Annotated in this window: 23 protein-coding genes and 1 tRNA gene; 20 read left to right on the top strand and 4 right to left on the bottom strand. The window is 60.2% G+C overall.

Annotated elements, in window-relative coordinates; translation table 11 throughout:
- Positions 1-123 precede the first annotated feature (123 nt).
- Positions 124-209: transfer RNA gene (locus tag CAURI_RS06505), tRNA-Leu, on the bottom strand.
- Positions 210-429: 220 nt separating this feature from the next.
- Here CAURI_RS06505 and CAURI_RS06510 point away from each other — a divergent pair.
- From CAURI_RS06510 to CAURI_RS14190, 3 genes are read left to right on the top strand one after another with little or no spacing between them, the layout of a single operon-like run.
- Positions 430-993 (top strand): YbhB/YbcL family Raf kinase inhibitor-like protein, encoded by a 564-nt coding sequence (locus CAURI_RS06510; protein WP_010186674.1) that lies wholly within the window; start codon positions 430-432, stop codon positions 991-993.
- A gap of 23 nt (positions 994-1,016) precedes the next feature.
- A complete protein-coding gene (locus tag CAURI_RS13615) occupies positions 1,017-1,274 on the top strand; it encodes a hypothetical protein (protein ID WP_236660821.1) in 258 nt (85 codons plus the stop codon).
- Positions 1,275-1,285: 11 nt separating this feature from the next.
- Positions 1,286-1,411 carry a hypothetical protein gene (locus CAURI_RS14190; RefSeq protein ID WP_010186672.1) on the top strand — a complete coding sequence of 42 codons (126 nt, stop codon included), beginning with the start codon at positions 1,286-1,288 and terminating at the stop codon, positions 1,409-1,411.
- A gap of 85 nt (positions 1,412-1,496) precedes the next feature.
- Here CAURI_RS14190 and CAURI_RS06515 read toward each other — a convergent pair whose 3' ends face one another.
- Positions 1,497-2,609 (bottom strand): quinone-dependent dihydroorotate dehydrogenase, encoded by a 1,113-nt coding sequence (locus CAURI_RS06515; RefSeq protein ID WP_010186670.1) that lies wholly within the window; start codon positions 2,607-2,609, stop codon positions 1,497-1,499.
- A 46-nt stretch (positions 2,610-2,655) separates the two neighbouring features.
- The gene (locus CAURI_RS06520) at positions 2,656-3,687 is read right to left on the bottom strand and encodes an NHL repeat-containing protein (protein ID WP_012715032.1); all 1,032 of its coding nucleotides are present in this window, start codon (positions 3,685-3,687) and stop codon (positions 2,656-2,658) included.
- A 75-nt stretch (positions 3,688-3,762) separates the two neighbouring features.
- On the opposite strand from CAURI_RS06520, the gene CAURI_RS06525 reads away from it, so the two are divergent.
- From CAURI_RS06525 to CAURI_RS06565, 9 genes are all read left to right on the top strand, one after another.
- Positions 3,763-4,614 carry an undecaprenyl-diphosphate phosphatase gene (locus CAURI_RS06525; protein WP_029158837.1) on the top strand — a complete coding sequence of 284 codons (852 nt, stop codon included), beginning with the start codon at positions 3,763-3,765 and terminating at the stop codon, positions 4,612-4,614.
- Between the two features lie 50 nt (positions 4,615-4,664).
- Entirely contained in the window at positions 4,665-5,909 is a 1,245-nt protein-coding gene (gene mshC / locus CAURI_RS06530; RefSeq protein ID WP_010186666.1) for a cysteine--1-D-myo-inosityl 2-amino-2-deoxy-alpha-D-glucopyranoside ligase, read from the top strand.
- A gap of 24 nt (positions 5,910-5,933) precedes the next feature.
- Complete coding sequence (locus tag CAURI_RS06535; protein ID WP_010186663.1) at positions 5,934-6,317, top strand: hypothetical protein; 384 nt, start codon at positions 5,934-5,936, stop codon at positions 6,315-6,317.
- A complete protein-coding gene (locus CAURI_RS06540) occupies positions 6,318-7,043 on the top strand; it encodes an HAD family hydrolase (RefSeq protein ID WP_010186661.1) in 726 nt (241 codons plus the stop codon).
- A gap of 59 nt (positions 7,044-7,102) precedes the next feature.
- Positions 7,103-7,366, top strand: coding sequence for a phosphoribosyl-ATP diphosphatase (locus tag CAURI_RS06545; RefSeq protein WP_010186658.1), 264 nt, complete (start codon positions 7,103-7,105; stop codon positions 7,364-7,366).
- A gap of 64 nt (positions 7,367-7,430) precedes the next feature.
- Positions 7,431-8,276 (top strand): ATP phosphoribosyltransferase, encoded by an 846-nt coding sequence (gene hisG, locus CAURI_RS06550; protein WP_010186656.1) that lies wholly within the window; start codon positions 7,431-7,433, stop codon positions 8,274-8,276.
- A gap of 91 nt (positions 8,277-8,367) precedes the next feature.
- Positions 8,368-9,900 carry an aspartate ammonia-lyase gene (gene aspA, locus CAURI_RS06555; RefSeq protein ID WP_010186653.1) on the top strand — a complete coding sequence of 511 codons (1,533 nt, stop codon included), beginning with the start codon at positions 8,368-8,370 and terminating at the stop codon, positions 9,898-9,900.
- Between the two features lie 304 nt (positions 9,901-10,204).
- The gene (locus CAURI_RS06560) at positions 10,205-11,512 is read left to right on the top strand and encodes an anaerobic C4-dicarboxylate transporter (protein WP_012715035.1); all 1,308 of its coding nucleotides are present in this window, start codon (positions 10,205-10,207) and stop codon (positions 11,510-11,512) included.
- A gap of 62 nt (positions 11,513-11,574) precedes the next feature.
- Complete coding sequence (locus tag CAURI_RS06565; RefSeq protein ID WP_010186644.1) at positions 11,575-13,242, top strand: formate--tetrahydrofolate ligase; 1,668 nt, start codon at positions 11,575-11,577, stop codon at positions 13,240-13,242.
- A gap of 27 nt (positions 13,243-13,269) precedes the next feature.
- Here CAURI_RS06565 and CAURI_RS06570 read toward each other — a convergent pair whose 3' ends face one another.
- Entirely contained in the window at positions 13,270-14,073 is an 804-nt protein-coding gene (locus tag CAURI_RS06570; protein ID WP_010186642.1) for a RecB family exonuclease, read from the bottom strand.
- Positions 14,074-14,149: 76 nt separating this feature from the next.
- Between CAURI_RS06570 and CAURI_RS06575 the strand changes: the two genes are divergently transcribed.
- The 8 genes from CAURI_RS06575 to CAURI_RS06610 are packed head-to-tail and all read left to right on the top strand — an operon-like array spanning position 14,150 to position 23,113.
- Positions 14,150-15,412, top strand: a complete 1,263-nt coding sequence (locus tag CAURI_RS06575; protein WP_010186640.1) for a M18 family aminopeptidase — start codon at positions 14,150-14,152, stop codon at positions 15,410-15,412.
- Positions 15,413-15,450: 38 nt separating this feature from the next.
- Complete coding sequence (locus CAURI_RS06580) at positions 15,451-16,287, top strand: tRNA (adenine-N1)-methyltransferase (protein ID WP_010186638.1); 837 nt, start codon at positions 15,451-15,453, stop codon at positions 16,285-16,287.
- Between the two features lie 46 nt (positions 16,288-16,333).
- Positions 16,334-17,908, top strand: coding sequence for a proteasome ATPase (gene arc, locus CAURI_RS06585; protein ID WP_010186636.1), 1,575 nt, complete (start codon positions 16,334-16,336; stop codon positions 17,906-17,908).
- A complete protein-coding gene (gene dop / locus CAURI_RS06590) occupies positions 17,905-19,449 on the top strand; it encodes a depupylase/deamidase Dop (protein ID WP_010186634.1) in 1,545 nt (514 codons plus the stop codon). Before arc ends, dop begins: the two co-directional genes overlap by 4 nt.
- 36 nt (positions 19,450-19,485) lie before the next feature.
- Positions 19,486-19,677: a ubiquitin-like protein Pup gene (locus CAURI_RS06595; protein ID WP_010186632.1), complete on the top strand. Its 192-nt coding sequence runs from the start codon at positions 19,486-19,488 to the stop codon at positions 19,675-19,677.
- A gap of 47 nt (positions 19,678-19,724) precedes the next feature.
- Positions 19,725-21,107 carry a Pup--protein ligase gene (pafA, locus tag CAURI_RS06600; RefSeq protein ID WP_010186629.1) on the top strand — a complete coding sequence of 461 codons (1,383 nt, stop codon included), beginning with the start codon at positions 19,725-19,727 and terminating at the stop codon, positions 21,105-21,107.
- Between the two features lie 31 nt (positions 21,108-21,138).
- Positions 21,139-22,155, top strand: coding sequence for a helix-turn-helix transcriptional regulator (locus CAURI_RS06605; RefSeq protein ID WP_010186627.1), 1,017 nt, complete (start codon positions 21,139-21,141; stop codon positions 22,153-22,155).
- Positions 22,148-23,113, top strand: coding sequence for a helix-turn-helix transcriptional regulator (locus CAURI_RS06610; protein ID WP_010186625.1), 966 nt, complete (start codon positions 22,148-22,150; stop codon positions 23,111-23,113). The genes CAURI_RS06605 and CAURI_RS06610 overlap by 8 nt, the downstream gene beginning before the upstream one ends.
- Positions 23,114-23,124: the final 11 nt, after the last annotated feature.

Consider the following 23,124-nt stretch of genomic DNA (forward strand, 5'->3'; position numbering starts at 1 on the left):
ATCCACACGAAATGTCCCTTAAGCCGAGGCGAGGGCCTAAGCCGGAACCAACCAGTGGGTATAAGAAAGCCCCGTGCTCCACATCATCATTCTCGACGGTGTGAAGCACGGGGCTTAGTTCCGTGCCCGAGGGGGGACTTGAACCCCCACGTCCGTTAATAGGACACTAGCACCTCAAGCTAGCGCGTCTGCCATTCCGCCACCCGGGCTAGGGTGTTTGTTCAGCCTCTCGGCTGGGCACTCGCATACTGTATCCCGAATTGACGCAACTACACAAATCAGCACCTCACGCAGTGTTTTTAGGCTCATATAGAGCGCTGAAAACACAACGATGAAACTTACTGGCCCCTACTGGGCGCCCACTGCCGCTATCTTGGGCAGAAGAACATTCGCCGGCACAGGGTTTAGCTTTCCGATACAAATGAATCTATGACTAAGAACACTTCAGATTCCGTTGAGAGCTACGCCACCGATTCCCGATTCCCGGGTCCGGACCCTTATGCACCACTGGGAGATGTCCCCGCGTTTACCGTCACGTCCTCCGATATCGATGAGGGAGCAGAGATCACAGAGCGCTTCCGCGCTCCTGCGAACATCTCACCGCAACTCTCGTGGTCGGACGTACCCGAGGGAACCAAGTCCTTCGCTGTCACATGTTTTGACCCGGATGCTCCGACGGGCTCCGGTTTCTGGCACTGGGCTGCGTTCAATATTCCGGCTGACGTACGTGAGCTGCCTACGGGAGCAGGCTCCGCGGAAGACCTTGGGCATGAAGGCGTCATCAGCTTGCGCGGAGACTCCGGCCAGCGCGTCTATTACGGGCCCCAGCCACCAGCCGGTCATGCCCCACACCGCTACCTTTTTGCGGTCCACGCAGTCGACGTTGACCGCCTCGATATCGACCCGGACGCAACACCAACAGTCCTTGGGTTCAACCTTTTCTTCCACACCCTCGGCCGTGCGATTACGTGGGGCTGGTACGAGGCCCACTAATACGGCCCATTAAACTCGGCACAATGACTAGGAATTCGGATACCAACCCCACCACTGACGGAGTAGATATCCCCGCCGCCCTGCGCGTGGGTGGCGCTTTCATGTTGCTGGCCGCCGTGTTAGCACTATTCGGGCTCGTATCGATTTTCACCGATGGCGGGGCGCCACCTTTGAGTGGACGTGGCGCCGCCTCGCCATCGTTGGTGCGGCGCTGCTTGTCGGCGCATTCAGCACCCAACGCCGCGATCAGCGCGGCAGCCGCGAGCAAATCATTGCGCTAGTCCTAGCGCTGGTGCTCATCATCGCTAGCCGCGCACTGCCCGGCACGGTCCTCACCACGATGGGGCAATACGTGGTCTTCCTCTACGCCGTGGCCGCAGGGTTGTGCGCGGTCATTATCCGCCGCACGCTGCGTTAAACGAAAGGCTTGAAGCGCGGACCGGAAGCCCATTCGCGCTTCTTTTCTTCGACAGAGCCGAGTCCCTCGAAGACTCTTTGGGGTCTTAGTCGATCCATCCCAGACCGGAGCCAACGGCCTCCGAGATAGTGCTGAGGCCGTGCGCGTGAATCTGCTGGGCAATGCCGCGGTGGATATCGCGAATCCAATCCGGTCCACCGTAAATCAGTCCGGTGTAGCCCTGCAGCAGCGAGGCGCCGGCAGTGATACGCTCCCACGCCTGCTCCGGCGTGGAAATTCCGCCCGCCGAAACCAGCACAAGTTTCTCGCCCACGCGGGCGTGGAGGCGCTTAAGCACCTCCAGCGAACGCTCAGCCACTGGGGGACCCGATACGCCACCCGCGCCCATGGCCGCGACCTCGTCGGCCGGGGTGCTCAATCCCTCACGGGAAATAGTGGTGTTGGTAGCCACGATTCCAGCCAAGCCCACCTCCACGGCCATATCCGCCACGGCATCAATATCTTCATCGCTGAGATCGGGAGCAATCTTGACCAAGACCGGCGAGGATGTCGATTCCACCACGGCCTCCATGATGGGGCGGAGGGACTCCACTGCCTGTAGGTCACGCAAACCTGGAGTGTTTGGGGAGGATACATTGACCACGACATAATCGGCCAGATCCCCCAGCACAGAGGCGCACTGACGGTAGTCATCCACCGCATGCTCAGCGTCGGTGACCTTGTTCTTGCCAATGTTGATGCCGACGACATCGTTGTAGCGGCGCTTGCGCAGATTGCGCGCGGCAGCCAGCGCACCCTCATTGTTAAAGCCCATGCGGTTCAGGATTGCCTTGTCCGCCTTGAGCCGGAACAGTCGGGGAGCAGGGTTTCCGGGCTGCGCCTTCGGGGTGATGGTACCCAGCTCGGCATAACCGAAGCCAAAGGGGGTCCAGACATCAGCAGCCGCCGCGTTCTTGTCGAAGCCGGCCGCCAACCCTAGCGGGCGTGGGAAGCGCACCCCAAACACTTCCTGTTCCAGTACCGGATCATTGACCGGTACTACCTTTCCCAGCGCACGATTGAGCGGGCCGCCGGCTTGGAAGATGGCCAGCCCGCCGTTGATGATTCCGTGGATACGCTCCGGGTCGAGTTTAAACATTCCCTTCAATGCTGCCTGGTAGGCAGCATGGCGGGCGCGGTCAAGAGCGGAGTACTGCATGAAGTGTCCTTAGCTGAGGTTACGGATGAGGTCTTTGGGCCGGAAACTAGCGCGATGTCGTGTCGAGTTCCGGATCGGTGATGAACTGGAGGCCTTCACCGGATGCAGAGGCGGTGACGAGGGTGCCGTCGCCAAGCACGGCAATAGTGCGTGCATCAGCCACAGTGTCCATGGTGCCAACATTTTCTGGGACGCCCGCAGAAACGGTAAAGGCGTGGAGGAGGTTGTTATCGGTGGTGGTTACCCACGCTAGCTTGCGGCCGGCATCCCAAGCCACGCCCCACGGCGTGCCGCCGGTGTTGCCGTACTGGTGCAGGCGAATAACATCGCTGGCGGTGTAGATTGCCACGCGCTTGCCCACGGTGTCAGATGCCACGACTACGGCCCCGTCGCCGCCGGAGATCTGGCCGACGCCCTGACCTACGCGCAGACGCCCGCCCGCACGGTCCTTTTCCCAATCTAGAGATTGAATCGTCGAGTCTTCCCTTAAGACGCGGACGATGCCGTCCGCACCATCAGAAACGGGAACGGAAATGAGCTGATCCGAACCAGCCTCCACGGTGATGCCGGTGCTGCGTTCCCCGTCGCGGTACACGCCGACGGTGGTCGAGTCCTTCGAACCAACGAATACTTCACCGCTGGAAGCCTCCGCGACCACCGTTACTGGTTGCTCCTCATCCACTGCCAATTCCTGAGGGGAATCCGGCTTATGAGGATCGATGAGCATTACCTTCTGCCCACAGGCAAGGAGGAAGTGCTTTTCAGATGCGGTGAGGTCGCCGCACTTCTGATCCACGGAGAGCTTTGTTGCCTTGTCTTCCTCAAAGTCCGCGGCCGAACCTACTGAGAGGGAATCTTCGGTGCGCACGGCGAGAATATCGCCGACAGCTGCGAGATCAGACACTGCATCAAACGGGACGATGGTGCCCACTGGCTTCGATGACTCTGGGGAAGGAGCGGGTTCGGCTTTGCCATAGACCGCCGAGTTGGGGTCCCCGCCAACCCCTTCCGTGGGATTGCAGGCGGCAAGAGCGCATGTGCTGGCAAGAAGGGCAGAAGAAAGCAGGACTCGACGCATTTTCACGATCCCTCATCCTAGCAGTCAGCGTGGTGGAAACCGGAAGCCATGGACCGCGCTAGTAGGCTGTCGCGGGTGACTACAACAGCTACAACCGACGCCATGACATGGGTACAGGTCATCGTCTTGTCTCTTGTCCAAGGGCTCACCGAATTCCTGCCCGTGAGCTCTTCGGGGCACCTACGCATCGTCTCCACGCTCTTTTGGGGACAGGACGCCGGTGCCTCCTTCACTGCCGTCATCCAGCTCGGCACTGAGCTGGCAGTGATTGTGTACTTCGCGGGAATGATTTGGCAGATCCTCAAAGGGTGGTTCGTAGGTCTCGTGCACAAGGAGCAGCGTGGCCAGGACTACCGCATGGGATGGATGGTCATCGTCGGCTCAATCCCGATTGGCATCCTAGGCGTCCTGGGTAAGGACCTGATCAGGGATAACTTGCGCAACCTGTGGGTTACAGCGTCCATGCTCGTGCTTTTCTCCTTTGTCTTCATCATCGCCGAGAGGGTGGGCAAAAAGGAGCGCAGCTTCGAGGAACTGACGATGCGCGATGCCATCGTCATGGGCCTGTGCCAGTGCTTGGCTCTCATCCCAGGTGTCTCGCGCTCGGGAGGCACGATTTCGGGCGGCCTCTTTTTGGGCTTGGATCGCGAGGTGGCGACGCGCTTTAGCTTCCTCCTGGCCATTCCTGCGGTGATGGCTTCGGGCCTGTTTTCGCTTGGCGACGCCTTCGGCCCCACCGTGGGGCAGTCTGCCACCGGCGCCCAACTGCTCGTCGGCACGCTCATCGCGTTCGTCGTCGGCTATGCGTCTATTGCGTGGCTGCTGAAGTTCGTGGGTAGCCATTCCTTCGAGTGGTTTGCGGCCTACCGCATTCCTGTCGGGCTCCTCGTCATGCTCTTGCTGGGCCTCGGAGTACTCGCCCCATAACAACCGGGTATGCGCCAGTTGCGGAGTCAGTACGCGTTAGGATGGTCCCCATGCAATCTTGGCCTGTCCCGCACATCGATTCCGTCCCTGGCACCCCGTCGCCGCTTCACCTCTATGATTCCGCTGATGGAGAGGTAAAGAGGCTCAACATCAAGGGGGAGACCGCCACCATGTATGTCTGTGGCATTACCCCTTATGATTCCACCCACCTGGGCCATGCAGCGACCTACCTCACCTTTGATCTGATTTACCGCCAGTTGCTGGATAACGGCTACAAGGTGAATTACGCCCAGAACATCACCGATGTGGATGATCCGCTCTTCGAGCGCGCCGAGCGCGATGGTGTGGATTGGCGAGAGCTGGGTACCTCCCAAATCAACCTTTTCCGCTCAGATATGGAGCTACTCTCCGTGTTTCCTCCGCAGCACTTCGTTGGGGCGATGGAAGCCATCGATGAGATCACGGAAATGGTGCAGGCGCTTCTCGACGCAGGTGCGGCCTATGTCGTCGATGACCCCGACTATCCGGACGTCTACGCATCCATCGAGGCCACAAAGAACTTCGGCTATGAATCGAATTATTCCCGCGAGCAGATGGAGACCTTCTTTGCCGAGCGCGGCGGTGACCCAGAACGCCCTGGTAAGCGCGATCCTTTGGATGCGCTCATTTGGCGTGCTCACCGCGAAGGCGAGCCCGCATGGGAATCTCCTTTCGGGCCGGGCCGTCCCGGCTGGCACATTGAGTGCTCAGCCATCGCGACCAACCGGCTCGGCTCCAGCTTCGATATCCAGGGTGGCGGTTCGGATCTTAAGTTTCCGCACCACGAATTCTCTGCCGCCCATGCGGAGGCCGCTCTTGGGGTAGAGCGCATGGCCCAGTCCTATGTGCACACCGGCATGATTGGCTTGGAGGGCACCAAGATGTCCAAGTCCTTGGGCAACCTGGTCTTCGTCCACAAGCTTGTGGAGGCAGGCGTTGATCCCTCGGCGATTCGCCTTGGAGTATTCTCCGGCCACTACCGTGAGGACCGGGACTGGTCTGACGAGGTCCTGCACACCGCGCAGGAGCGTTTGGAGCGCTGGCGCGCGGCCTCCCGAAACCCTGGCACGGTGGAAGAGATCAAGGAAGTTGTCCACAACGTGCGCCTAGCGTTGGCGGAGGATTTGGATACCCAGCGCGCTATTGCGGTTCTTGATCAGTGGGCTGAGCAGGCTTTAGGGGCAGCGGAAGCTTCCGAAGAAGCATCTGATGTGCTCCGGACTGCAGTTAATTCATTGCTGGGCGTGCGCCTCTAGGAAACTTCAGGCATGATTTAGCTCATGACGATTCGTGCAGAATTCCAGCCCACCGTTGATGAGTTCATGTCCAACCTGCAGTCCTTCGCTACCGGGGATTACCTCAAGGAAGAGGAGAAGGAGTTCTGGGAGGCGCCGTTTGATGCTGCGGTGCTCCCAGACCTCCGCTTCATCTTGGAGTCCTTCCTCGAGGCTCTGGATAAACTCCCAGATGATCCAGATGGTGGTCTCCTGGGAGCTGCGGTGCGGCCTTCCGTCGAGAAGCTCGCAGCTTTCAACCGAAAGAATGCCGATGCTGTACTTGAGCCGGAAGAGAAGGAGGAGCTAACCGAGCTTATTCACTCCGCCTCTGCAGCAACTGGTGCAGATGATGAAGCCCTCGCGCAGCTACCGGAGCTGGATTTCTAATTGACTGATACCGATCAGACAGCACGTATCCGCCGTCCCGCCGCGATCTTCTGGGACATGGACGGCACACTCACCAACTCTGAACCTCTATGGGAAGAGGCCACCTTTTACCTCTCCGAAACGTTGGGGCGCCGGCTGACACCTACTGAGCGTTTGGCGACGGTCGGCGCGACCTTCGAGGACACGCTCGCCATCTGCGCCGATAAAGCCGGCGTCGAGCTCCAGCCTGGCGATAGCGAACGCTACCACATGCTCATGTTCGACTACGTGAAGTCGCTATTTGCCGAGCGCCTCGAAATCTTCCCGGGAATTTCGGAGCTCCTTGGTGAGCTCAAGGATGCGGGAATGCCGATGATGGTGACCACGAACACCGAGCGCTACGTGGCGGATTCCGCGATCGCGGCTTTGGGCCGAGACTATTTCGTTGACACTCTCTGTGGCGACGAGGTTCCCCACGGCAAACCAGCTCCTGATATGTATGCCGAGGCCGCCCGCCGAGTGGGCGCTCGACCCCAGGATTGCCTCGTATTCGAAGACTCGGCGGCAGGTATGCGCGCGGCGGTCGCCGCCGGCTGCTCCGTCATTGGTTTGCCGGAAGGGGAGCACGTTACAGTCCCCGAGGAGGTCACTGTCATCTCCGAACTACGAGGCAGTGGGCACCACCACCTAGAAGGCACAACGGCGCGCGATGTGTATGAGTGGTTTCAGCGCTTGCACTCACTGTAGGCGGAGAATTTCGGCCGGGGTGCAGAATTTTATGCAGCGGTGTGGAAGAATATTACTTTGTGAAGAATTTTGAAAGCCTGTTTGAGGAACTGTCCCAGAAGATCGCCGAACGCCCCGAAGGCTCCGGCACCGTGGAAGCCTTCGATAAAGGTATCCACCACTTGGGCAAGAAAATCATCGAAGAGGCTGGCGAAGTGTGGATTGCGGCCGAGTACCAGTCTGATGAGGAGCTCGCTGAGGAGATGTCGCAACTGCTGTACTGGCTCCAGGTTATGGCACATAAGCGCGGCCTGAAGCTTGAGGATATTTACTCCTACCTATAGTCGGCCCGAAGCCGTCCCAGTACACAGCCAACACCGCATTCAGCGTAGAAAGAACCGCACACCAATGATCAAAATTGCCGTCCCCAACAAGGGGTCCCTGTCCGAGGCCGCCCTCGAAATCTTGAAGGAAGCCGGATACAAAGGCCGTGGACACAACAAGTCACTCAACGTCGTGGATGAGGAAAACGGAGTCGAGTTCTTCTTCCTGCGCCCAAAGGATATCGCCATCTACGTGGCCCAAGGCGTCCTGGATTTGGGGATTACCGGCCGCGATTTGGCACTGGATTCCCGCGCAAAGTTCAATGAGGTTCTGGCTCTGAATTTTGGAGGCTCCACCTTCCGCTATGCCGCACCGGCGGGGGAGGAGTGGGACGTCGCCAAACTGCAGGGCAAGCGCATTGCAACCTCGTACCCCAACGTGGTCCGCGATCACCTCGCAGCCAATGGGATCGACGCAGAGGTTATCCGCCTTGACGGTGCGGTCGAGATTTCGATTCACCTTGGTGTCGCCGATGTGATCGCCGATGTTGTCTCCACAGGTACCACCCTGCGCCAACAAGGCCTTGAGCCCTTCGGTGAGCCCATCGTGACTTCGGAGGCCGTCGTGATTAAGCGCGAGGGTGAGGACGTCACCGCCGACGAGAACGTTGTGCTCAGCCGTATTCGCGGAATCCTCAATGCACGCCACTACGTCATGCTCGATTACAACGTGGCGGAAGAAAAGCTGCCTAACGTCGAGGCAGTGACACCCGGTCTGACGGGGCCGACCATTTCTCCTTTGGCCCGTGAAGGGTGGGTTGCCGTGCGCGTCATGGTGCCCCGCAAGCTGGCCAATCAGGTCATGGACAGCCTTGAAGAACTTGGGGCAGAAGCGATTCTTGCCTCGGATCTCCGTATTGCCCGCTTTTAGGGGGAGATTCCAAACATTTTATTCGCGCGCCTAGCTACGATAGGGACTGACCATCATCGTTCTTCGATTTTTATGCAAGGAGTCAGCCCCGATGGCAAAGACAACTAAGAAGGATGCTCAGGCAGAGGCCAAGGAGACCAAGGATGTAAAGGCCCAGGTTGAGGAAAAGGCCACCAACAAGTCTTCAAAGTCCACGTCTAGCAAGAAGACGCGTACTGAGACTGATCTTCTCGGCTCCGTGGAGGTACCTAGCGATGCGTACTATGGCGTTCACACGCTGCGCGCTATCGAGAACTTCCAGATTTCCTACGTGACCATCAACACCATCCCGGACTTCATCCGCGGTATGGTGCAGGTCAAGAAGGCCACCGCGATGGCTAACCGCCGTCTGCACGTCCTTCCTAAGAAAAAGGCAGAGGCAATCATCTGGGCTTGTGACCAGATCCTGGAAGAGGGCCGCTGCATGGACCAATTCCCGCTGGATGTCTTCCAGGGTGGTGCTGGTACCTCCCTCAACATGAACACCAACGAGGTTGTAGCCAACCTGGCCCTCGAGTACCTCGGTGAGGAAAAGGGTTCCTACGACGTCATCAACCCGAACGATGATGTCAACATGTCCCAGTCCACCAATGACGCGTACCCCACCGGCTTCCGCTTGGGCATCTACTACGCCATGGAAGACCTCATCGAGCGCATCGATACCCTGCAGGCAGCATTCCACGCCAAGGGCAATGAGTTCGTTGACATCCTGAAGATGGGCCGCACCCAGCTGCAGGATGCCGTTCCGATGACCCTTGGTGATGAATTCAAGGCCTTCGCGCACAACCTTGCGGAAGAGCAGGCCATCCTGCGTGACGCCCAGAAGCGTCTACTGGAGATCAACCTCGGCGCAACCGCTATCGGTACCGGCGTGAACACCCCGGCCGGCTACCGCCACCAGGTCACCGCCGCACTGTCCGAGGTCACTGGTCTGGAGATTAAGACCGCCCGCGATCTCATCGAAGCAACCTCTGACTGTGGTGCTTACGTACTGTTGCACTCCACCATCAAGCGTGCGGCAATGAAGCTGGCCAAGATCTGTAACGACCTGCGCCTGCTGTCCTCTGGTCCGCGCGCTGGCCTGGCAGAGATCAACCTGCCGCCGCGTCAGGCTGGTTCCTCCATCATGCCGGGTAAGGTCAACCCGGTTATCCCGGAGGTTGTTAACCAGGTCTGCTTCAAGATCTTCGGTAATGACCACGTCGTTACCATGGCGGCTGAGGCTGGCCAGCTGCAGCTCAACGTCATGGAGCCGGTTATCGGTGAGGCGCTGTTCCAGTCCATCCGCATCATGGGCAACGCCGTCGACACCCTGCGTGAGAAGTGCGTCGTGGGCATCACTGCCAACGCTGACGTCTGCCGCGCTTATGTGGAGAACTCCATCGGTATCGTCACCTACCTGAACCCATTCATCGGCCACCACAACGGTGACATGATTGCCAAGGAGTCTCTCAAGACCGGCAAGGGCGTCAAGGAACTGGTTCTGGAGAAGGGCCTGCTCGACGAGGAAACCCTCAATAAGGTTCTCTCTGTAGAGAACCTCATGCACCCGGAGTTCCGCGGTCAGCTGTACATCGACGAATAAATCGTCGCCCAGCACTAGCGAGAGCGAGTCGCTCATGCTGTACAGCACACGCCCGCGCTGCCTCAATGATGGCGGTGCGGGCGTGTGCCCGTTTTAAACCTGACCAAGTATCACGCCCTCTTTCAAGACCCAGCCGCTGGTGCGCGCTTTTGTGGAAACGGACACAATCGGGCCTGAATACTCGCTAAAGCCACACAAATAGGGAAGAATAAAAACTGTCAGTTCTCGCGCCATGGTCGTGTTCTGACCGCCGCGCGAATTACCACCCATACTGCAGTTCAACTGCACATATTGGAGTTACACAATGGTTGTAGTGCACATCCTCATCGTCCTTGCGGCGATTTATCTTGGTGCCCGAATCGGTTCAATCGGCATTGGTATGGCCGGCGGCTTGGGCGTTCTACTTTTAGGCCTCACCGGCGTCCCCGTCACCCGCGAAGATATCCCTTTCGATGTCATTGGCATCATCATGACCGTTATCGCGGCGATCGCTGCCATGCAGCGCGCCGGCGGCATGGACTATCTGGTCTACCTGGCAGAGAAGTTCCTTCGTAAAAACCCGAAGAAGATCACGTTCTATGCCCCGGTCGTCACGTGGCTGATGACCGTTCTGGCAGGTACTGGACACACCGCATTTTCCACGCTCCCGGTTATTGTCGAGGTGGCCAAGGAAGGCAAGGTCCGCCCCTCGCGCCCGTTGTCCATCGCGGTTGTTGCCTCGCAGATGGCCATCTGTGCCTCGCCTATCTCTGCGGCCGTCGTCTTGCTCGCCGGCCTGTTGGAGCCCATGGGCGTGGGCTATTTGCAGATCCTCGCCGTGCTCATTCCTGCGACGTTCCTCTCCATTTTCCCTGCCGCGTGGATTGCCAACCGTTCCGGCGCGGAGCTAGAAGAGGATCCCGTTTACCAAGAACGCAAGGCCCAAGGCCTGGTGAAGATGCCACAGGGCTCCCACAATTACAGCCCGATGCAGGGCGCCAAGACCTCCGTGATCATCTTCCTGGTTGCCATCGTCATCGTTATGCTGTGGGCCACCCTAACCTCATCCCAGGTAGGACTCATCGAAGAGCCGACTCTGCCCCGTAACGAAGCCATTATGACGGTGATGCTCACTGCTGCAACCCTCATCGTGATGATCACCAAGATCTCCGCTGGCGACGTACTCAATACCCCAGTGTTCAAGTCTGGCATGTCTGCCTGTATCTGTGTGCTGGGTGTGGCCTGGCTGGGCACCACGCTGATTAACCACTACATGGAGGACATCCAGGCCATCTCCGGCTCCGTCATCGAGTCCGCTCCATGGTTGCTGGCCATCGTGCTGTTCTTTGCTGCGGCGCTGCTGTACTCCCAGGCAGCCACCACCAAGGCTCTCATGCCTGCGGCCCTGGCCCTTGGTGTCAACCCGCTGACCGCTGTCGCTGCCTTCCCTGCGGTATCCGCGCTGTTCATTCTGCCGACGTACCCGACCCTGTTGGCGGCCGTTGAAATGGATGACACTGGCTCGACCCGCATTGGCAAGGCTGTCTTCAACCACCCGTTCATCATTCCTGGCACTGTGAGCATCGTCTTGTCGGTCCTCCTGTGCTACGCCATCGGCGCAGTCATTCTTTAGCATTATCAAAATATTATTTGATGTTGCTCAAGACACTTCTTTAGCGCGCTAAGCTGGTGGGCATGACTACGCAACCTTCCGATGTTGAGATCGCCCAAGCCCACCAGCTCGAACCCATCACTGATATTGCCGCCCGCGCCGGCATCCCGGCGCCCGCCCTTATCCCTTATGGGCAGCACAAAGCCAAGGTAGATATCACCCAAGTTGGGGATACCCCCGCCAACGGCAAACTCGTCCTCGTTACTGGTGTCTCGCCGACTCCGGCAGGTGAGGGCAAGTCCACCGTTCTTATCGGTTTGACCGATGCCCTCACGCAGCTGGGGAAGAAGGCTATCGTGGCGCTGCGCGAGCCTTCTCAAGGCCCCGTCATGGGTATCAAGGGCGGTGCCGCGGGAGGCGGCTACTCCCAGGTTGTCCCCATGGAGGACATCAACCTCCACTTCACGGGTGACTTCCACGCCATCTCTGCGGCCACCAATACCTTGGCCGCCATCATCGATAACCACATCCACCAAGGCAACGCGCTCAACATCGATCCGCGCCGCATCACCTGGCAGCGCTGTATCGACGTCAATGACCGCGCGCTACGCAATGTCGTCACCGGTCTTGGCGGCCCGGCTCACGGTGTACCGGGAGAGACCGGTTTCACCATTACCGCGGCATCGGAAATCATGGCCATTCTCGGTCTCGCTACCGATTTGGCAGACCTGAAGAAGCGCCTCGGTGATATCACTGTGGGTTACACCTATGACCAAAAGCCGGTCACTGCCCGCGAGTTGGGGGCAGAAGGCGCACTCACCGCGCTGATGCGCGATGCACTCAACCCCAACCTAGTCCAGACCCTTGGCGGTACTCCCGCCTTTGTCCACGGCGGCCCCTTCGCCAACATCGCTCATGGCTGCAACACACTGTTGGCCACCCAGACTGCTATGCGCTTCGGCGATATCGTCCTCACGGAAGCAGGTTTCGGGGCGGACCTCGGTGGCGAGAAATTCATGGACATCAAGTCCCGCTTCGGTGACCTTGATGTGGCCGGCGCGGTCGTCGTGGCCACGATCCGTTCGCAGAAGTACAACGGTGGGCAGCCGCGCGAGGAGCTCACCACGGAGAACCTGGAAGCCCTGAAGAAGGGCGTGGTGAACCTAGAGCGCCACGTGGAGAATTTGCGCAAGTTCGGGCTTCAGCCAGTGGTCGCGCTCAACCTCTTCTGGAGCGATACCGAGGCCGAGCGCGAGTTCATGCGCCAGTGGGCGGCAGACTTTAAGGTCGCGCTTGAGGAAGCAGAGGTGTGGGCCAAGGGTGGCGCCGGCGCCACCGCGCTGGCTGAGCGCCTTCTGGACAACCTCTCCGAAGGTTCCTCCCGCCAGCTCTACGATCCGTCTGAAGGCATTGAGGCCTCCATCGACACCATCGCCACGGAAATCTACCGCGCCGAGCGAGTGGAGTATTCCTCCAAGGCTCTCAAGGACCTGAAGTACATCAAGGACAATGGTTGGGAGCAGTTTCCAGTCGTCATTTCCAAAACCCAGTACTCCTTCTCGGATGATCCGAGCCAGCTCGGCGCTCCGGAAGGCCACGTCCTCCACGTTCGCGAACTGCAGCCGCGCACCGGCGCTGGCTTCATCGTGGCGCTGACCGGTGATGTTATGACCATGCCGGGCCTTCCCAAGAAGCCTGCGGCGAACAACATCGATGTTGCCGCTGACGGTTCCATCTCTGGGTTGTTCTAAACCACGGCCCGGTTTACGCGGCGCAGTCTACGAACTTTGGCCTGGCCACCCGGGATACTCGGGTGGCGTACCGCCGAAGGCGGGGCAAAGATCCTGAAAGGAACACCAGCCGCACAGCTTCGAGGTCTTTGGCCTAAAGTCTCCGGTCTTGCCATCGCCTTCGATCTTGGCCCAGAGCTCACCTAGGTCACGCTCGAAATACTCGAGTTCCTCCGGCCCAGGCGTGAGGAACATCGAATCCAAGACCTTGAGGTACATCAGCCGCAGCTGCGTAGGGATGGTGCCGAGTAGCCGCCAGTACACCAGCGCGTAGAAATTCATTTGGAACTGCGCGTCCTGGGAATAACGGGGGAGTGGCTTCTTTCCGGTCTTATAGTCCACCACGCGTACCTCGCCGGTAGGGGCAACGTCGACGCGGTCAATGAACCCGCGGACCGGCACGCCGTTCGGCAGGACGGTGTCGACGTACATTTCGCACTCGTGGGCGTCGAAACCTTGGGGGTTTTCCATCTGGAAGTAACCCTTGATGAGCTCGCGTGCTTCGACGAAGAAGTCCAACTCCTCGGGTTCTGGTACCAATTCACGCAGTTCCGGATCGGATTCGAGCATCACCGCCCATTCAGGCTTGATCATCTTCACCGCGGCCGGGTACTCACGTTGCTCGCGGGGTAGCTGGTGCATCTTCTCCAGCACAGCGTGGACCAGTGTTCCCTTGACCTGAGCTTTTGTCTTAGGTTCAGGCAGCTTGTCAATGGCCCGGAAACGATAGAGCAAAGGGCATTGCTTGTAATCGGAGGCACGGGAAGGGGAGAGGGCTAGTCTTTTCGGCATAATGTTCCTCAGCCTAGTGCATAGGCAACCTCGTTCCCGCCCGCATCTCCCGGCGGTCCGTGGCAAGCTAGTAGGCATGAGCACTACGCAAGATTTTCTCGATTTCATCGCCGCCAGTCCCTCCTCCTATCACGCGGCTGAGGAGGTAGCGCGCACGCTCGTTGATGCGGGCTTTAGCCGCCAAGACGAGTCTGCCGAGTGGTCGGCAGCACCAGGCGGTCACGTCATGGTCCGGGGTGGTGCGGTCATGGCTTGGTTCGTCCCCGAAGGTGCCGGTCCGGATTCGGGTTTCCGGATTATCGGCTCCCATACTGATTCGCCCGGTCTTGCTCTCAAGCCCACCCCGGATTTCGACTCCGCCGGTTGGCAGCAGGTAGCCGTGGAGGTTTATGGCGGAGTCCTTCTCCACAGCTGGTTTGACCGCGAGCTCACCGTCGGTGGTCAAGTCGTCCTGCGCGATGGCACCCGCCACTTGGTCAATACCGGCCCCTTGCTGCGCTTGCCTTCGCTGGCTATCCACCTCTACCGCAAGGATGAATTCAAACCGGATCGCCAGCGCCACATGCAGCCGGTGCTCTCCGTGGGCACACCGGAAACGTCGGTGATGGGGGCCGTCGGCAAGCAGCTCGGCGTAGACCCAGAGGATATCGCTTCCTTCAACCTGATTACCGCGGATGCTCAGCGCGGTGAGGTCTTTGGCGCCGGCGAAAAGCTCATCGCTGCCGGGCGCATGGACAACCTTTCTTCCGTTCATGCTTCGCTGCGTGCCTTGCTCGCTGCTGCGAAGAACGCCGATTCCATCGAGCACAAGGACATCCTCGTCATGGCGGCCTTTGACCATGAAGAGGTGGGCTCCTCTTCGCGCTATGGCGCGGGTGGTCCGATTCTCGGGGACATCCTCACTCGCACCGCGCGGGCGCTCGGCGCCAATGAGGAGCAGCGCTTCCAGATGTTCGCGCGCTCCAGCTGCGTGTCTGCGGACGCCGCCCACTCCGTGCACCCCAACTACGCGGAGAAGCACGATCCCACGCACCACCCGATCATCGGCCAGGGCCCGGTCACCAAGATCAACGGCAACCAGCGCTACGCCTCCGATGCCAACACTGTGGCCCTGTGGGAATCCGCCTGCCGCCGTGCGGACGTTCCGGTCCAGCGCTTCGTGGGTAATAACGACGTGCCCTGTGGCTCCACCATTGGTCCGATTTCCGCCACCCGCCTGGGCATCCCCACCGTCGACGTCGGTGTGCCGATGCTTTCGATGCACTCCGCCCGCGAGCTAGTGGGCGAGCGCGACCAACTATGGCTTGGTAACGCCCTTGAGGCATACTTGGTGGGTTAATCCTTGCCACCCCAAACTATGTGAAAGGTTCCCACGCCATGGCTTATTCTGGCCCCTTCCGCTACGGCGACCGCGTGCAGCTCACCGATGCCAAGCGGCGTCACTACACCATCGTCCTCGAGGAGGGAGGCCAGTTCCATTCGCACAAGGGCATCATCAACCACGATGACGTCGTCGGCATGGACGAAGGCTCCGTCATCGATTCGACTCTGGGTAGCTCCTTCCTCTTGTTCCGCCACCTCATGGTGGACCATGTCCTGTCGATGCCGCGAGGTGCCGCGGTGATCTATCCCAAGGACTCCGCGCAGATTCTGGTCGAGGGCGATATCTTCATGGGCGCACGCGTGCTCGAGGCCGGCGCCGGCTCCGGAGCGCTCTCGATGACGCTCTTGCGCGCCGTGGGTCCAGAAGGCCACGTTTTCTCCTATGAGGTGCGCGATGATCACTTGGAATACGCCGTGGACAACGTCACCGAATACTTCGGTAAGCAACCTGAATGGTGGAGCCCGCGCCTCGGCGATTTGGCCGATGTGACCGTCGAGGAACTGGGCGGCCCGGTGGACCGCGTCATTTTGGACATGCTCGAGCCCTGGGAGCACCTCGAGAAGGTGCGCGATATCCTCATCCCGGGCGGCGTTTTCATGACCTATGTCGCCACCGTGCCGCAGCTGATGAAGGTGATGGAGGGCATCCGCGAGCTCAAGTGCTTTACGGAGCCGCGGGCCTGGGAGTCCCTCGTGCGCGAATGGAAGGTGGAGGGCTTGGCCACCCGCCCGGAGCATCGCATGAATGCGCACACGGCGTTTCTGATCTGGACGCGCCGGCTTGCCGACGGCGTCACGCCACCCCGCCCACAGCGCCGCGCCCGAAAGTAAACCCTTTCACACTAATCGTGGGTTGCTGCGCGCTAGGGTGGGTTCTATGAACGATGCCACTCATTCCCAGGAACTTGGCCAGCAGCGTCGCCAGATAGAGCAGCTCGCTGAACGCAATGCCAAGCTTGCTGCCCTGTTGAAGGATGCTCGCACGAAGCTTCAGCAGATGCTCGCGGAGGTTGACGCCCTTGCGGAGCCCGCCTCCACATACGGTGTCTTTCTGGGCTATTCCGGGCGTGCGCACGATTCGCGCCGCGACGCTGAGGTTTATACCAACGGTCGAGCCATGCGGGTCAAGATTTCGCCGAACCTGGAGCCGGGTTCCCTGAAAGTAGGGCAGCAGGTGCGCTTGGGCGAGGGCTTCGTCATCGTGGAGGCTTGCGCCCCTGTAAATACCGGCGCGCTGGCGACACTTCAAGAACGTCTTGGTACCGACCGCGCGGTGGTCATTAATTCCTCTGGTGAAGAGCAGGTTATTCTCCTCGCCGCAGCGCTGCGGGATACCGTGCGCGCCGGCGATACCCTCTTGGTCGAGCCCAAATCAGGAGTAGCCACCGAACGCGTGCACAAGACTGAGGTAGCGCAGCTCACGTTGGAGGAAGTTCCAGACGTATCCTACGAGGATATCGGCGGTTTGGACGAGCAGATCTCCCTCATCCGTGACTCTGTCGAGCTGCCCTTCCTACACCCCGAGCTCTACCGCAAGTATGACCTCCAGCCGCCGAAGGGCGTGCTGCTCTACGGCCCGCCGGGTTGTGGCAAGACGCTCATCGCCAAAGCGGTGGCGCATTCGCTGTCCGTGTCCTTGGGCGCTACTGCCCCCAGCTACTTCCTCAATGTGAAGGGCCCAGAACTGCTCAACAAGTTCGTGGGCGAGACGGAGCGCCGCATCCGCCTCATCTTCGAGCGCGCCCGCGAGCTTGCCTCCGAGCCCACCGAGGATGGCAGCCAGCGTCCGGTCATCATCTTCTTCGATGAGATGGAATCTATCTTCCGCACGCGTGGTTCCGGTGTGTCCTCCGATATGGAAACCACCGTTGTCCCGCAGCTGCTGACGGAGCTGGACGGTGTGGAGAAGCTCAGCAACGTCATCGTCATCGGTGCCACCAACCGCGAGGAGCTCATCGACCCCGCCATCATGCGCCCGGGGCGCCTCGACATCAAGATTCGCGTCAACCGCCCGACCAAGCAGGGTGCGCGGGAAATCTTTGCCCGCCACTTCCCGGAATCAGTCCCGCACGAGGGCGACCTTTCCCAGCTCATCGATACCGCGGTCGAAGATCTCTACGCAGAGCGGCCCTTCGTCACTTTGCACTTCGCCAATGCTGATCCCCGCGTGCTGCACTACCGGGACTTCGTATCCGGCGCCATGATCGCCAACATCGTCTCCCGCGCGAAGAAACTGGCTATCAAGGAGGCGTTGGACGCAGCCACTACCTCCGAAGGGGCGCAGCCTGCAGGCATCACCGCCGCGCACCTGCACCAGGCCATCGCTGCCGAGCAAGCAGAATCTGAGTATGTACCGACCTCCGCCAACCCAGAGGAATGGGCCAAAATCGTCGCCGGTACCTCCGCTGGCGCGCATGTCACCGGGGTCGAATTGATGGGAGTAAAACCTTGAGCCGTGTCCTAGGAACCGAAACTGAATATGGGATCTCCACGCCGTCCAACCCGGCGTTATCACCGATCGTGACCTCCACCCATGCTGTTGTGGCCTATGCTGCCCTACATACTGGGGCGCGCTCCCGCTGGGATTTTCGGGAGGAGCACCCGCTGCGCGATAGCCGCGGCTTCGATCTCAAGCGCTACCACACCGTGCCCGTGGTAGACCCGAACGCGCTGGGCGTGGCCAACGTGGTGACCGCCAATGGCGCGCGTTTCTACGTCGATCACGCCCATCCCGAGTACTCCTCACCGGAGTGCACGAATGCCTGGGATGCGATGCTTTACGACGCCGCCGGCGACCTCATCCTGCGCCGTGCAGGGGAGGCCGTGGCATCGCTAACCGCGCAGGGCACGTCCGTGTTGGCCACACACGATCCCTGCCCGCCGCTGAAGTTCTACAAGAACAATGTCGACGGCAAGGGTGCTTCCTATGGCAGCCACGAGAACTACCAGTACTCCAGGGATACTGACTTCGAGGATATTGCCCAGGGGCTGATTCCTTTCTTCGTTGCCCGCCAGGTAGTCACCGGTGCCGGGCGCATGGGTTTGGGTGCCGACGGTGAGGAGCCAGGCTTCCAGCTCTCGCAGCGGGCGGACTATATCGAGCAAGAGATTTCCCTGGAAACCACCCTTAACCGCGGCATCATCAATACTCGTGATGAACCACATGCGGTGGCCGAGGACTTCGGCCGACTACACGTCATCATCGGTGATGCCACGATGTCTCACACCTCGACGCTGCTCAAGCTGGGCATGACGTCGCTGGTGCTCGATGCCATCGAGAGCGGAGCGGACTTTAGCGATCTGCGCCTAGCAGAGCCGGTGGAGGAGGTGCAGCGGGTCAGCCGCGATCTCACCTTGACGCACCAGCTGGCGCTTCGCGACGGCCGCCGCCTCACCGCCCTCGAGCTCCTCGCTGTCTACCGGGAGAGGGTCACCGCCACCTCCGAGGCGGATGAAAAGGTACTTGCCGCCTGGGATGAGGTTGTCGAGCTTCTGGCTGATAACCCGCTCAAGGCCGCCCACCTGTTGGATTGGGTAGCCAAATATCGCTTGATTAAGGGCTACCTCGACCGCGGCGTGGCTGCCGATGACCCGAAGCTGGCGCTCATCGATTTGCAGTACACCGATATCGATCCGGCCAAGTCGCTCTACCACGCGCTCGTGCGCAAAGGACAGATGCGCACCTTGGTCAGCGAGGAAGAGATTGCCGCAGCTGCCGACACTCCTCCTGCGGATACCCGCGCCTACCTGCGCGGCCACGCCACCCGGAAGTTTGGGGAGGATGTCTTGGCGGCATCCTGGCAGTCGCTGACCTTCCGCATCGGTGAGGCCGAGGGAGCCAATTCTGGAACCGCCTGCGTGGCGCTCGACGACACCACACGCCTCGGGCAGGATGAGGTGTGCGCTCTGCTGGAGTCTGTGGACAACGCCGCCGACTTCGTTGATAGTTTGCGCCAGCTCGGGGTGCGAATCGAGTACCCTACACTGTATTAGCGCAGCATTTTCCCCTCGCGAAAGGAGCTCTAGACAATGAGCGGACAGCAGTCTCAGATCAACGCCGGTGGCGGCAACGGTCAAGGAGGCGACACTCCGGAGTTCGACGCCGGACAAGTCAGCATCAACAGCGCGGGTACCGATGACCTCCTCGATGAGATTGACGGCCTTTTGGAGTCCAATGCCGAGGAGTTCGTTCGCTCCTACGTCCAAAAGGGCGGCGAATAAAGGTGGAGCAGCCCTCCGATAGCGCCCCCGTTTACGCACGGCGGATTATGGGCATCGAGACCGAGTACGGCATTACTGCGAGCGCAAGCAATGGACAGCGGGTGATGTCCCCGGATGAGATCGCCCGCGTGCTTTTCCGGCCCATCGTGTCGAAGTACTCTTCCTCCAATATCTTCAGCCCTAACGCTTCCCGCCTCTACCTTGACGTGGGCTCCCACCCGGAGATCGCTACCGCGGAGTGCGATAGCTTAAGCCAGCTCATTGCCTATGAGCGCGCCGGCGATGCCATGGTCAACCGCATGGCCGTGCAGGCAGAGGAAACCCTGGCGGACGAGGGGGAGAAGCGCGCCGTCTACTTGTTCAAGAACAATGTGGACTCTGCGGGCAATTCCTACGGCTGCCATGAGAACTACCTCATCGGCCGCCATGTGGTGCTTAAGGACCTTGGCAAAGCTCTCCTGCCGTTCATGATCACTCGCCAGCTCATCTGTGGCGTAGGAATGATTAGACCCGCCAAGGGAGATGATCCGGCCTGTTTCGTGCTCTCACAGCGCGCCGACCAAGTCTGGGAGGGCGTGTCCTCTGCGACGACTCGCTCGCGCCCGATCATCAATACTCGCGATGAACCGCATGGTGATTCCAAGCGTTTCCGCCGCATGCACGTCATCGTCGGTGACTCCAACATGGCTGAGCCCACGATGGCTCTCAAAGTAGGCTCGACGCTGCTCATGCTGGAGATGCTGGAGGCCGGTTTTGAGGTGCCGAATCTCTCGGTTCTCGAACCTATTCAGCACATCCGCGCCATCGCGCTCGACCCAACCGGCCGCACCGAGCTTCCGCTCGAAGGAGGCGGCAGCACCACCGCGCTCGCCGTGCAACAGGAGCTCTGCACCGCCGCCGAGCGCTGGCTGGAGCACCGCGAGGAAGCAGGTACTCCGACGACTGAGTTGGCCCGTGTTGTGGACTTGTGGAAGCGCACCCTCCAGGCCATTGACACTCAGGATTTCTCCAGCGTTGACCGCGAGATCGATTGGGTCATCAAGCGCAGCCTGCTGAACCGCTACCGCGATCGCCTGGGCGGGGATTGGGCACACCCCAAGCTGGCCCAGATCGACCTGACCTACCACGACATCCGCCCAGGCCGCGGCCTCTACAGCGTGCTGGAGCAGCGCGGCATGGTAGAGCGCTGGATCGACGATGCTGCAATCGATGCCGCCATCGACACAGCCCCGCAGACCACCCGCGCCAAGCTGCGCGGGGAATTTCTCGCTGTCGCCCGCGAGCTCGATGCCGCGGTAACGGTGGATTGGACGCGGATGAAGGTCAACCGGCCTGAACCGATGACCGAGGAGTTCTCCGATCCCTTTGTATCCGAGGACCCGCGCCTAGATGGGTTGTTAGACTACATGCGTTCGCACCCAGGCTCGTAGAGCCTTAGAGCTGATCAAGGAACCTGCCACTATGCCCTCAGCAGATCGCACTGCAGCCCGGACGCCGGTCAGAGACCGCGCTATCGAAAGGCTCACCAACCTCACCTTTGCCCTCCACGGCGCAGCGCACCAAGGCGGGGTTCCGGACCGCAGCGCGGCGTGGATCCGCAGCCACGTCGAGGGCTACCAGTCACGCAGCGACGAGGCCTTTCACAAGCAGCTTTCCCGCGACATCCTGACGCTCCAGCGCGCCGGTGTGCCAGTGGTACACAGCAGTGGCGTGGAGGGTTCGCTGTACCGGCTCGACCCCGAAAGCTACCAGCTGCCTCCCGTCGATTTCACGCCGGAAGAAGCCATGGTGTTGGGCGTTGCCGGCGGCATTGGCACACCAGGCGGTTTGAGCGATTTCAGTCTCTCAGCGTGGACCAAGCTCGCGGCCTCAGGTGCCTCCCGCGACTTGAGCGGAGCGCCCATCTACACCGCAGTCAACGACATGACCAGGCTGAGTCCAGAGCTCGTTACTGGAGTCATCACCGCAGTACGAGCTGGGCTGCGCATATCCTTTGATTACCACGCCACACCCTCTGCCGAAGCGGTTCGCCGCCACATGGATCCATGGGGGCTGGTCAACCACCGTGATCGCGTCTATCTCGTGGGGTGGGATGTGGACCGCGATGCACCCCGTACTTTTCGTGCTACCCGCGTGGACAACGTCAGGCGCTCGCGCGCTGCGGCCACGCATCTCGAGCCCACTGCACCACTGCAAGAACTCGTTGTGGAGGCACTAGACCGCGGGGATACCGTCGATGCCCTCCTTGAGGTACCGCAGGGACAAGCCGCGGAGCTGGTCGACGCCGGATGCAGGCGCGAGGACAACCTCGTTGAATTAACCGGTGTGCAGCGGGATTGGCTTGTGCGCACCGCTGCTGGCTATGCACCAGATGTCGTGGTTATCGAGCCGCCCGAGGTTCGTGCCGACATCATCGCACTCCTAAGTGTCGGTGATACCCCTTCATCAGCGTCTGGCGAGGAGGCCCGCCATGGTTGATCAACCCCGCAAGCTGCAGTCCCTCGTTCGCTCACTTAACCTCATCCCATACCTTCGTAACCACCCGGGGTTGACTCCGATGGAGGCTGCTGAGGACTTGGGGATGACCCCTGCTGAACTTAAGGATGCTATCGACCGTCTCTTCTGCTCCGGTGTCGGCCGCAATACTGAGGACCTCATTGACTTAAGCTTTAGCTACCGCGATGGCATCGAGATTTACAACGACCAGGGCCTAACCCAGGCATTACGACTGACCCCAACAGAGGCCGGCGCCTTGCTACTGACGCTCGAGTCCCTCGAGGCAATGCCGGGGCTTGTCGACGTCTCCGCGGTCCACTCTGCCGCCGCGAAACTGCGTGAGATCATGGATGAAAAGACCGCCGCTATCTATGATTCCCTGGCCACGACCGATCCCGAAGAGTCTGAGGTGCAAGCGGCGTTGGCGGGGGCCGTCGACAAGCGCCGGCAGGTCCGTTTCACCTATTGGAGCATGTCCTCCAACCGCACCAGCGAGCGCACCGTGCACCCGGCACGAATATTCATCGTGGACGGCGAGCCCTATTTAGTGGCCTGGGATGAATCGGTGGGGGAGCACCGCACGTTCCGCCTCGACCGCATGAGTGATGTCGAAGTCCTCGACGCGACCGCCACACCACGCGTACGTGAATTGGATTTCAACCCAGATTCACCCTTTGGTCTAGATCACACTCTTGTTGCAGAGCTGGAGATTCACCAAGAATTCACCTGGCTGGCAGAGCACTACGACATCACGCTTGAGGAGCCGCTGGAAAATGGCTTCATAGCTGCCACGATGCCCGTCGGTTCTGAAGCATGGTTCAGCCGCTTCGTCCTCGGTCAAGCAGATCGAATGCGGGTCGTGGGGCCACCGAAGCTCATCGATGCTATTTCGCAACATAGAAAACGGGCGTTAGAACGTTATACTCAACTGCCAGACTAAGAGCACTTCTG

This window comes from Corynebacterium aurimucosum ATCC 700975, from assembly GCF_000022905.1.
In the GTDB taxonomy this organism is placed as follows: domain Bacteria; phylum Actinomycetota; class Actinomycetes; order Mycobacteriales; family Mycobacteriaceae; genus Corynebacterium; species Corynebacterium aurimucosum_F.